The sequence below is a fragment of the Streptomyces sp. NPDC097640 genome (assembly GCF_040302705.1).
In the GTDB taxonomy this organism is placed as follows: Bacteria; Actinomycetota; Actinomycetes; order Streptomycetales; family Streptomycetaceae; genus Streptomyces.
On the sequence record NZ_JBEOSB010000017.1, the window covers coordinates 135950 to 147451 of the forward strand.

Genomic DNA, 11502 nt, shown 5'->3' on the forward strand with positions numbered 1-11502 from the left:
AATGTGGAACGCGGGGGAACGCGGGTGGAATACGGGGCGCGGGCGGGCGGGTTTCCTCGCTGTGGTTGCCAGGGAGCGATTCAGGCGGCTGTCGGCGGTCGTCCGGCGGTCCTCGCGGGTCGGCGGCGGGCGCCGGCGCCGGGGGGCAAGCTGCCCCGGGCCTCCTGTGACGGCCGAGGACTGCCGCTGTCGTGGGGCGCGCCGCGTGGACCCCGACCCCGACCCCGACGCCGTCTCACGGCTGCGCCGCTTCGGGGAGTCCCTGCTCCGCGGTGACCAGCGGGGCCGGGGCCGCGGGTGAGACGGCCGGGCGGCCGCGCGTCACCACCTCGCACAGGTCCTCCAGCGCCCGCCGCGCCGCGCCCGCGGGCAGCGGCGCCAGGGCCGCGCGGGCCTCGTCCGCGTAGCGGGCGGCGGCCACCCGGGCCTGTTCCAGGGCGGGGTGGGCGCGGAGCCGGCCCAGTGCCTCCGCGTACCGGGGCTCGTCCGGGAACCCGGCGGCGAGCAGTTCGCACAGCTCCCGGTCCTCGGGCGAGCCGGTCGCCTTCGCCCGGGCCCGCAGATACAGGACGGGCAGTGTGGCGAAGCCCTCGCGCAGCGCGGTGCCCGCGCGGCCGCGCGGCAGGCCCCCGGTTCCGCGGCCCTCGGCGATGTCCAGCACGTCCTCGGCGAGCCGGCAGGCGACGCCCAGCCGCTCGCCGTAGTGCGCGAGCGCGCCCGCGACCTCGCGCCCCGCGCCGGACGCCAGCGCGCCCAGCCGCCCGGAGACCGCGATCAGCGAACCGGCCCGGCCCGCCAGGACCTCCAGGTAGTGCTCGATGGGGTCGCGGTCGCCGCTGGGGCCGGCCGTCTCCAGGATCTGGCCGGTGACCAGCTGTCTGAAGGCGTCGGACTGGATCCGTACGGCCTCCGGGCCCAGGTCGGCCAGCAGGTGGGAGGCGCGCGCGAAGAGGAAGTCGCCGGTGAGCACCGCTACCGAGTTGTCCCAGTTCGTATCGGAATCATCGGTGCGGTGGTGCGCGTCGGTGTCGTCCAGCACATCGTCGTGGTAGAGCGTCGCCAGGTGCGTCAGTTCGACGACGACGGCCGAGGGCACCACGCCCGGCGCGTCCGGGTCGCCGAACCGCGCGGCCAGCAGCACCAGCAGCGGCCGCAGTCGCTTGGCGCCCGCCCGCACCAGGTGCTGGGCGGCCTCGGTGATGAACGGCACATCGCTCTTCGTGGCCTCCAGCAGGCCCGCCTCGACCGCCGCCAGTCCGGCTCGGACGTCGGCTTCCACCGCGCGGTCCCGCATGGACAGCCCCATGGGCCCGGGGAGGGTCACGGACGGGTCTCCTGTCTGTGGCAGGCCGGCATCTCCGGCATCGGGAACGTAGTAGGTGAAATGTCTCACACGGGGCAGGGTTTCGAGAGCCCACGGCTCCACTTTCGAGAGCCCACGGCTCCGCTTCCGAGGGCCTACGGCTCCGCCGGGACGGTAGCCCGGACGCGGCTGCCCCGGCCCGGCCGGCTGTCCACACTCAGTGTGCCGCCCACCTCCCGGGCCCGCTCCCGCATGGACAGCAGGCCCAGATGGCCGGGGAAGGAGCCCTGGGAGTCAAAGCCCACGCCGTCGTCCGCGACCGTCAGCGTGACCGTGCCCGGGCCGCTGAGCAGGTGGAGGCGCACATGCCGCGCCCCCGAGTGCTTGGCGACGTTGTGCAGCGACTCCTGGGCGATCCGGTAGAGGGCGTGCTTGGCCTCCGGCGTGGTCTCCGGTTCCGGGCCGAGCGTCGCCTCGGCGGCGATGCCGTACCGGTCGCGCAGCGCCGCCACGTGGTGCGCGAGCGCCGCGACCAGGCCGCCGGCCTCCAGCGTCTCGGGCCTGAGGCGGCCCAGCACGACCCGCGTCTCGGTGATCGCGGCGTCGGCGAGCTGCCGGACGTAGTCGATCGGCTCGGCCAGCTCCGGCAGCGCGTCCGTGCCCCGTCCCTCGCCGCCGCGCAGCTCACGGTCCAGCAGCTCACGGTCCAGCAGCTCACGGGCGGTGCGCGCGCCCAGGGCGATGCCGTACAGGGCCTGGCAGACGGAGTCGTGCAGCTCTCTGGACAGCCGCCGCCGCTCGTCCAGGGCGCCCCTGTCCCGCGCGGCCGCCCGGCGCCGCTCGTCCGCCACCGCGCGGGCCGCGTGCCCGGCGATCGCGTCGAGGAGGGCCAGGTCGAGGCCGTCGGGCCGGCGGCCGGACGGGTAGCGGCAGTGCAGCACCCCGGCCACCCGGCCCTGGCCGCGCAGCGGCCAGGCCGCTCCGGTGCCGCCGTCGCGGAGCGTACGGATCACGGGCGCGGCGGAGGCGATCGCCTCCCGGGCCTCCTCGGCTGCTTCCGGTGCGCTGTCCGGTTCCACCGGCTCCAGCAGCCGGACGGCGCACTCCGCCGCGCCCGTGTGCGCCACGGCCGCGGCGGCCAGCCGGTCCAGGGCCGGCCGCAGCCCGCCCGTATCGGCGTCCGTGTACGTGTCGGCGTCGGCCAGCCGGCGCAGCTGCTCCCGGGCGCGGAGCTGGGCGGCCGCCAGGGCGGCGGGCGCGGCGAACCGCCTCAGCGCGCGCCGGTCGCCCGAGGTGAAACGGCGTCGGCGGCTGCCGGCCACCTCCAGGACGCCCACGGTCCGTCCGCGCACGGTCAGCGGAGTGTCCAGGACGGCGGTGAGCCCGGCGGTACGCAGGGTGCCGTCGGCGGCCGGTACGGCCAGGGCCTCGCCGGAGACGGGGCCCTCGGCCGGCGCCGCCATCAGCACCCGCGCCGCGTCCGCGCCGAGGGCTTCCCGCGCCTGCCGTACGACCAGCCGCAGCAGGTCCTCGGCGGGTTCCGCGTCCAGGACGCGCCGCTGGATCTCGGCCAGGGCGCGCCGCCGCGCCCTGGCCCGGCGCCTGACAGCGATCACGCCGACCACCAGTGGTCCCGCGTGGCCTCCAGCGGCTCGGGGGTGTTGAGCTCCCCGGCCGGCACCAGGCCCGACTGGACGGCGTACACCGCGGCCTGGGTGCGGCTGTGCACCCCGAGCTTGGTCAGGATGTGGCTCACATACGTCTTCACCGTCTGCTGTCCGATCCGCAGATCGCGCGCGATCTCCTTGTTGGACTTGCCGCGGGCGAGCATCGTCAGGACCTCGGCCTCCCGCTCGGTCAGCTGCTCCGGCCCGCTCGGGGCCCTGACCTGGCCCATCAGCCGGGACGTCGCGTCGGGGGAGACCTGGATCCGGCCGGCGGCGGCGCCCTTCACCGCGTTTCTCAACTCGTCGGCCTCGGCGTTCTTCAGCAGAAAGCCGATCGCGCCCGCCCGGACCGCCCCCATGACCATGGCGTCGTCGAGGGCGCTGGTCAGCGCCACGACCTCCACCTCGGGGAGGTCCTGACGGATCTCGGCGGTGGCCGAGATCCCGTCCATGACGGGCATCAGCAGATCCATCAGGACCACGTCGGGGCACAGCTCCCGGGCCAGTCGTACGGCTTCCCGGCCGTTCGTCGTCTCGCCGACCACCTTGATGTCGTCGTCGAGACTGAGGATCATCCGCAGGCCCTGCCGGACGACCGCGTGGTCATCGGCGATCAGAACTCGAAGTGCCACTTTGGCTCACCTGCTCACGGGACGAGTGCGGACACGGGCACGGGCGGGCGGCGGGGGAGAGCGCGCGCCGAGCGGGCCGCTCCAGCCGCTCCACCCGAGCCGGCCGGGCCATCGGCTCCGTTCGAGCCGTCGCTCCACCGCGGCGACGAACGGCTCGCACAGCGGCAGGGCCAGCAGCACCAGGGCGCCGGCCGCCCAGCCGCCCAGGACGTCGCTGACCCAGTGAGTGCCCAGGTAGACCGTGGCCAGTCCGATGGCGAGGGCCATGGCCCCGGCCGCCGCGCGCGCCGCCCGGCGGTGGCGCCCCGCGAGATAGGCCAGGGTGCCCCAGACGACGACCCCGTTCGCGGTGTGGCCGGACGGGAAGATCATCCCGCCCTGGAACAGCTCGGCCGAGCCGACCGTGTGCGCGTAGTGCGGACCGAGACGGCCCACCCCGAGCTTGACGGCGCCCACGCTCGCGTTGAGGAGCGTGAGGGCGAGGGCGAAGACGATCACGGGGCGCACGCTTCCGGTGCGCCAGGAGCGCCAGCCCAGCCAGGCCAGCGCCGCGACGGCGGTGGGGCCGCGCTGGCCCGCGACGATGAACACGTCGAGCGGCCCTTGCGCCCACGGCCAGTGCTTGTACGGCTTGAACAGCGCCACGTGCCAGTCGAGGCGGACCAGGGGCGAGGTGGTGAGCACGCCCACCGCGACCGCCGCGTAACTCGCGGCGGCGGCCGGCAGAAGGATCCGTAGGCTGCGGCGCATGGGGAGGAAACTCGCGGCGGTACGCCCGGAATTCCCCCGAGTGGGGGTTTTGTTCCCCAAGGTGGGGTCAACCGGTCGGCGTCACTCGTCCGGTTCCACGTGACGGAACCCCCAGTCGGCCGCCTTGGCGACCGCCTCCAGCTGGGACCGCACTTCCAGCTTCTCCAGGATCTTGCGCACATGCGTACGCACCGTGGCGTAGCTGATGCTCAGCCGCTCCGCGACGGCCCGGTTGTCCAGGCCCTGGCTCATCAGGGTCAGGATCTCCTGCTCGCGCGGGGTCAGGCTCTCCAGCCGCTCGGTCTGCTGCGCGGAGGAGCGCGCGTTCTCCCGGTGCCGGGCCAGCACCTCGACGAGGGTGCTGGCCGGGATGAGGGTCTCGCCCTCGGCCGCCGAGCGGATGGCCGCGGCGATCTCGTCACCGCTCGCCGACTTGAGCAGATAGCCGCAGGCCCCGGCCTCCACCGCGGCCAGCAGCGCGGAGTCGCTGGCGTCCGCGCTGAGGATCACGATGGCGGTGGAGGGGTCGTTGGCCCGGATCGCGGCCGCCGCGTCGGCTCCCGTGCCGTCGGGCAGGCGGAAGTCGACGAGCGCCACGTCGGGGCCCAGCTCCTTGGCCATGGGGACGACCTCCGCGACCGAGTCGGCCCACCCCACCACGGTCAGGTCCGAGTACTCCGCGAGCAGCGCCCACAGACCCTCGGCCACCACCCGGTGGTCCTCGACGATCAGCACCTTGGTGAGATCGGCCGGCGCGGTCACGACTGCGTGTCCCCTTCCGGACGGTCCAGTTCCGGACGGTCCAGAGGGGCGGGCGAGTCCGGTGCGTCCAGCGGACCCAGGGAGCCCGGCGAGCCCGGCGAGCCCGGCGAGCCCGGCGAGTCCAAGGAGTCCGACGAGTCCAGGGAATCCGGGTAGCCCGAGGTGTCCGCGGGGCCGAAGGGCAGCGGGCCGCGGCCCGGGGCCTCGCCCAGCGGCACCCAGAACTCGACCGTGGTACCCGCGCCCGGCGCGCTCTCGATACGGCACCAGCCGCCCGCGATCTGCGCCCGCTCCTGGATGAGCGACAGGCCCAGATGGCCGGGGCGGGACTCCACCTCGAGCGGGTTGTAGCCCTGGCCGTCGTCCACGATCCGCACCAGGCAGCCCTCGTCGAGCCCCAGCAGCTGCACATGCACCGTCTTCGCCCGCGCGTGCTTGCGCACGTTCATCAGCGCTTCCTGCGCGGTGCGGTAGATCAGGGCCATGGTCTCGGGCGGCGGCTTGGCCGCGATCCGGTCCTCCAGCCGGTACTCGACGCCGGTCTCGGTGCGTATCTGCTCCAGGAGTCCGCGCAGCGCGGCGGCCAGGCAGCCGTGCTCCAGGCTGGACGGGCGCAGGTCGAAGATCAGCTGGCGCAGCCGGCTCAGCGACAGCTTGAGGGTCTCGTCCAGCTTCTCCATGATCCGCTGCTCATCGGGGTCGCGCAGCCGCCGCCGCAGCTGCTGGAGCCGCAGGCTGGCCGCCGTGATGACCTGGATGGTGTCGTCGTGGATGTCGGCGGCGATCCGCCCGCGCTCCGCCTCCTGGGCGTGCACGAGATGGCTGAGCAGCGCCTGGCGGTCCCGGTCGGTGACCTCCAGCAGCTCCAGGCTGCGCTCCAGGACGAACTGGGCGCGCTGCACCTCGGTGATGTCCCTGATGGTCAGCACGGTCAGCAGCCCGTCCTCGGTGCGCAGCGGGCTGATGCTGACGTCGGCCGGGAACTGCCTGGAGTCGCTGCGCCGGCCGACCAGCTCCATGCTGTGCCCCATGGGTTCCTCGGAGGCGTCGGCCCAGTCGCGCAGCGAGATGGTCAGCGGCTGGTCGGGCAGCAGCGCCTCGACCGCGCGGCCGATCAGGTGGTCGCGGTCGTAGCCGAACAGGGCCTCGGTGCGGCGGTTGGCCGCCTGGATCCGCCCGGCGGAGTCCACGATCACCATGGCGTCCGGGGAGGACTCGATGAGCTGGCGGAACCGGCTCTCGGCCGCCCGCAGCTGGCTGAGGTCCGCGGTGAAGACCACGCACCGAGCCCGCCTGCCCTGGAGATGGCCGCCGCTGAACTGGGCGGGGAACTCGGTGCCGTCCCGGCGCCGCCCGGTCATCGCGGAGGGGGCGGTGAACAGCCGCCCGATCAGCTGCTCGGCGGCGGTGCGGTAGCGGTCGGGGACCAGGTCGCGCAGGTGCTTGTCGCGCAGCTCGGCCGAGCTGTAGCCGAACATGTGCCGGGCGTGCGCGTTGGCGGACTCGATCCGTCCGCGGGCGCCGACGATCAGCACCCCGCACGGCGCCTGGCCGAGCAGCTCCAGGTACGACTCCTCGAGCCTGCCGCCCACCAGCTCCTCGAACCGCCAGGAGGCGCGGTCGGCCCGCCGCATCGGCTCGGCGCAGTCGGCGACGAGCTCCCCGGCCATGGAGAACTGGTCGCGGGCGGCCCGCGTGATCGCTTCCAGGATCTCCTCGGCGGGGGTGCCCTTGACCAGGTAGCCCGTCGCCCCGACCGCGAGCATGTTGAGCACGGTCTCCCGGTCGCCGTGGGCCGACAGGGCCACCACGCGGGCCCCGGGGACCTGCTCACGGATGGCGCGGACGCTGCTCGGGGCGTCGCCCTTGGGCATGTGCACGTCCATGACCACCACGCGGGGGCGGTGCTCGACCGCGGCGCGGATCGCCTGCTCATGGTTGACGGCCAGGCCCACCAGGGCCAGGTCCGGGTGGGAGTCGATCAGGTCCGCGAGCGCTTCCCGGACCACGGGGTCGTCATCGGCCACCACGACTCGGATCCGGTCGTCGCGCATCAACCTCCACCTCCCTTGAGGACGGCACCCTGGAGCTCCAGGGTGGAGAGTTCGTCACGCCGGCAGTGCGCCAGCGATGGCATGACAGCGGCCAGCGGAGCCACCAGCACCTGGTAGTGGCTCCCGATGCGGTCGCATACGGCGACCGCCGCCGCGGCGTCCCACACCGCCGCCCAGAAGGCCCAGTCGTGCCTGCCGTGCGCGCGGGCCGTGTCCAGGGCGGCCCGGCGCGCCACGGAGGCGGCGACCAGGATCCGGTACTGCTCCTCGTCGGACGTGGTGCGGTGTACCTCCGCCCACCCCTCGGCGCGGGTCTGGCTGGAGGTCTGCTTCCACAGATCGGCCACGCGGTCGATCTCCTCCGGGGAGAGGTCCTCGATGTGGGTCAGGAATTGTAGGACTCTTCGAGAATTCGGGCCGAAAATAACACTCATAGGACACTCCAGGACATGCATGGTACAACTATGGAACACCGGGCTTGTCTGTGGCTGTCCCCGGCCGCCCCCCGGCGGCCGTGAGTGCGCATCTCTAGTGCCCCTGGCCCTGGCCGCTCGTGTTGTTGATGCCGGCCTTGGCGACCCCGCCGCTCTTGGAGCCGATGAGCTTGAAGGACACGCCGTTCTCGTCCGCCGAGGTGATCCGGTACGAGCCCACGGCCGCCGCCTTGCCCCGGCCGTCCACCTGGAAGACCGCGATCTTCCGTCCGGCGACGCTGCCGCTCCCGGCGTAGACGGTCACCGTCTCGTTGGGCGCGAACCCGGAGCAGTAGAAGCTCAGCGTGGTGCCCGCCTTGCCGCCGAAGGTGCTGGGCTCGGCGCTGGGGGAGTACGGCAGCACGGTGAAGCCCGAGCGGACCACGGCCCGGCTCTGGTCGCCGATCGCGGTCAGGCTCTGCCTGCCCTTCAGCCCGAACGGCACGTCGAACGCCACGTCGCGGATCTGGCCGAAGGAGTTGGCCTGCGTGGTGAAGGCGGGGAGACCGGTGGTGGCGTTGATGTAGACCAGCACCCGCTCGTTCGGCGCGAACCGGTTCCCCGACAGCCTGATCCGCTGCCCGGCCTTCAGCGCGTACGGAGAGGACTTGATCGCCGGGTACAGGCTCAGCATCTGGAACGGTGCGGTGGCCGTGGTCTTGCTCTGCTGGCCGACCAGCACCAGCGTGCTCTGGCCCGTAGGGGCGACGCCGACCCTGATGTCCGCGCGGCCGACCCCGCCCGAGGTGTCGGTGCGCAGCCTGGCGACGGGGGTGCCGGTGGTCCGGCCCCAGAAGACGTTGATCTGCTCGCCCGGCTTGAAGCCGCGGGCGCTGATCGAGACCACGTCGCCCGGCCGGCCGACCATCTTGTTGATCCTGGCGGTGCCGATCGCGCCACCGGAGATCAGCTCGGCCTGGGCCGTCCGGCCGCCGCCGCGCTGCTGCGCGACCAGCATGCCGGGCCGGCCGCCCAGCGACTCGGGCATGGTGAAGTTCGCGTAGAGCGAGCCGTGCTTGTCCGTCCGGACCGTCCTGATGGGACGGCCCTTGGCGCCCGACCGCTTGGTCTTCAGCAGCAGGTCCACCGTGCTCTTGGGGGCGAAGCCGCCGCCTTCGACGGACGCCTTGCCACCGGGCGCGACCAGGCCCGGGTTGATGACGATGATCGGCCCGGAGGCCTGCGGGACCCGCTGATTGCCCAGCTTGATCGTCTTGGGCTTGGTCGTCGGGCGGATCTCCTGCTCCTGGGTCTTGCTCTTCTTCTGTGCGCTTCCGCCGCCGGACGAGTTGAGGGCGTTCCCGAGGCCGCCGCCCGCGACCATCTTGACCAGCGATCCGAGGATCGCGATGGCCACGATGCCCAGCAGGACCGTCTTCCAGGAGAGCCGCTTGCGCTTCCCCCCGCCGGCGCTCGGCTCCCCCGGAGAGGCCTCGGAGGTCTCGGAGGTCTCGGAGGCCTTGGAAACCCTGAGGGTCTTGCTGGTCTTGGTGGCGCGTCTCGGCGGGGGCTCGTCGTAGTCGGCGTAATCGTCGCCGGAGCCGGAGCCGGAGCCGGAGCCGTCGCCGGAGCCGTCGTAGTCGTCGTAGTCGGCGTACTTGTCGTACTTTTCGTCGTCGCCGTATTCGCCGAAGTCGTCGCCCCCGTCGCCTCCGTCGCCCCCGCTGTCGTTTCTGTCGTCTCCGTCGTCCCCGCGTTGCCCGGCCGCCTCACGGGTGTCGAATTCGTCGTCGTACTCTTCGTACTCGTCGTAGTCGTCGTACTCGGGCATGGCCTTCACCTCCTCTTCCGGCGGGCTACTTGTTCACCCGATAGATTTCAAGCCTGATGCCACCCCGGATGTCCGCCCATACCCTTTCCGAATTCCGTAGTGCCGCCAGGATCCAGTTCTCCCGGCCGTCGCCGTTGTTGCGGTGAATTGCGTTGCGCATCTTGTTGGACATGATGATGTAGTCGACGTTCTGCCATCTCTTGCGGAAGAGCTTGTCCCGCAGGGCAGGGTCGGACGACGCGTTCCAGTGGGAATGCGCGTACGGATAGACCGGCTGCACGTCATGCAATTCACCCCACATGTCGTCGTCCATGATGATCCGTGCCTTGGGCGAGACGTGCTTGCGCACCCAGGCGATCTGCGCCAGCTGCATATGGGTCAGGGCCAGCTTGTGCTGGTACTGGTCCGCGACCGCGACGCGGCCCTCGGTGTTGACGGTCAGGATGTATCCGGTGGAGGGCGAGGCCAGCAGCATGACGGCGAGCGCCGCGGGCACCGCGATCCGTACCTTGGCGCTCGCCCGCCCGAGCACCTTGCGGAGCACCGGACGCCTCAGCAGCCGGTCCGTGACCATGCCGATATTCATGGCGAACATCGGAATCAGCGGGGTGATGTAGAAGTCCAGCACCACGCTGCCGCGCAGCAGATAGAAGGCATATCCGAAGCCCAGCGTCCCGGCGACGAAAAACCCCAGATCCCGCCGTTGTTTCCGCATTCCCCACCACACGCTGATGACCGTGGTGGCCATCCCGGCCAGCAGCAGGAACGAGTCCCGGGGCAGCCAGCTGGTGTACAGCAGACCGTGGTGGTTGAGCAGGCTGCCCTGACTACGGTTGATCTGCCACCACAGGGTGTAGAGCAGCGAGACGTGGTCCGCCGGCGGGTTGGCCAGGTCGAAGTCGAGCCCGCTGGGCAGCAACTCGTTCTTGAGCAGGGCGTATGTGACATACGCGCCCACCGGGGCCGCCGCGGCGAACGGCCACAGCGTCTTGGTGAACCGCTGGCTGGGCGAGAGCCGGATCCTCCGATACAGCAGATAGAGGAATGTTGGGGCGAAGAAGAGCGCGTTCTCCTTGGTGATCAGCGCGGCCCCGAGGGCGAGCCCGCCGGCGAACGCCGATCTGATCGTGGTCTCCCGGCGCAGCAGAGCGAACAGGGCCAGCAGCACCCAGAACATCATCAGGTTGTCCAGCAGAACCTGGCGCTGGTAGTAGACCGAGATCGGCGAGAAGTTGAAGAAGAACGCGGCGATGGTGGCGGCCAGCACGGTGCCGGACAGCCTCCGGGTGACCTCGAAGAGCAGCACCACCGAGCCCAGATGCACCAGCAGCATCAGGAATCGGCCGGTGTTGATCGCGTTGCCGAATGCCTCGAACTGCTTCGGCAACGGGAACGCCCAGCCGGCCAGCGTGATCCAGCCCGCCGGGGCGTGGTCGTAGTCGTAGGTGTACGGGGACAGCCTCGTCTCCCGGACCAGCGACCACGCCCGCTGCATATAGATGCCCTCGTCGGTGAGGTACAGCGGATAGCGGAACAGGTGGTAGCCGTGCGTGAGTAGCCCGGTGAGCACGGAGAGGAGCAGCGCCAGCCGACCGCGGCGGTCCAGTCGGGGGAAGATGCCGCGCTCGACGGACAGCCGGGGCGGCGGGCGGCGCCGCCGGGGCGGCGGAGGCGGGCGCTCCTCCACCGCGACCCCGCCCTGGGGCCGCTGGGGTCGCCGGGACTGGCCCTGCTGGGGCCCGTCGGGTCGCGGTCGCCGGGGGCGCTGCCCCTCGGGCCGCTGGGGTCGCTGCCCCTCGGGCCGCTCGGGCCGCTCGGGCCGGTCGGGCCGCTGGAGACCCTCGGGCCGCCGGGGTCGATCGGGTCGTTGGAGACCTTCGGGCCGCCGGGGTCGGTCGGGTCGCTCGGGCCGGTCGGGCCGCTGGAGACCCTCAGGTCGCCGGGGCCGGTCGGGACGCTCAGGTCGGTCAGGCCGGTCGGGTCGTTGGAGGCCCTCGGGCCGCCGGGGTCGGTCGGGTCGCTCGGGCCGGTCGGGCCGCTGGAGACCCTCAGGTCGCCGGGGCCGGTCGGGACGCTCAGGTCGGTCAGGC

The 11502-nt window shown here is 72.4% G+C and carries 9 protein-coding genes; all 9 read right to left on the reverse strand.

What is annotated here, in order from left to right; translation table 11 throughout:
• Window positions 1-235 precede the first annotated feature (235 nt).
• Window positions 236-1324 carry a polyprenyl synthetase family protein gene (locus ABTY62_RS26320; protein WP_352131889.1) on the reverse strand — a complete coding sequence of 363 codons (1089 nt, stop codon included), beginning with the start codon at window positions 1322-1324 and terminating at the stop codon, window positions 236-238.
• Between the two features lie 134 nt (window positions 1325-1458).
• Window positions 1459-2919: a GAF domain-containing sensor histidine kinase gene (locus ABTY62_RS26325; protein WP_352131890.1), complete on the reverse strand. Its 1461-nt coding sequence runs from the start codon at window positions 2917-2919 to the stop codon at window positions 1459-1461.
• Complete coding sequence (locus ABTY62_RS26330; protein WP_311727098.1) at window positions 2916-3602, reverse strand: response regulator; 687 nt, start codon at window positions 3600-3602, stop codon at window positions 2916-2918. The genes ABTY62_RS26325 and ABTY62_RS26330 overlap by 4 nt, the downstream gene beginning before the upstream one ends.
• Window positions 3603-3608: 6 nt before the next feature.
• Window positions 3609-4352: a phosphatase PAP2 family protein gene (locus tag ABTY62_RS26335; RefSeq protein ID WP_352131891.1), complete on the reverse strand. Its 744-nt coding sequence runs from the start codon at window positions 4350-4352 to the stop codon at window positions 3609-3611.
• An 81-nt stretch (window positions 4353-4433) separates the two neighbouring features.
• Window positions 4434-5114: a response regulator gene (locus ABTY62_RS26340; RefSeq protein ID WP_311727100.1), complete on the reverse strand. Its 681-nt coding sequence runs from the start codon at window positions 5112-5114 to the stop codon at window positions 4434-4436.
• A complete protein-coding gene (locus ABTY62_RS26345) occupies window positions 5111-7168 on the reverse strand; it encodes a PAS domain S-box protein (protein ID WP_352131892.1) in 2058 nt (685 codons plus the stop codon). The genes ABTY62_RS26340 and ABTY62_RS26345 overlap by 4 nt, the downstream gene beginning before the upstream one ends.
• Window positions 7168-7602 carry a hypothetical protein gene (locus ABTY62_RS26350; RefSeq protein ID WP_352131893.1) on the reverse strand — a complete coding sequence of 145 codons (435 nt, stop codon included), beginning with the start codon at window positions 7600-7602 and terminating at the stop codon, window positions 7168-7170. Before ABTY62_RS26350 ends, ABTY62_RS26345 begins: the two co-directional genes overlap by 1 nt.
• A gap of 94 nt (window positions 7603-7696) precedes the next feature.
• Window positions 7697-9412: a hypothetical protein gene (locus tag ABTY62_RS26355; RefSeq protein WP_352131894.1), complete on the reverse strand. Its 1716-nt coding sequence runs from the start codon at window positions 9410-9412 to the stop codon at window positions 7697-7699.
• 25 nt (window positions 9413-9437) lie between these two features.
• Complete coding sequence (locus ABTY62_RS26360; protein WP_352131895.1) at window positions 9438-11099, reverse strand: glycosyltransferase family 39 protein; 1662 nt, start codon at window positions 11097-11099, stop codon at window positions 9438-9440.
• Window positions 11100-11502: the final 403 nt, after the last annotated feature.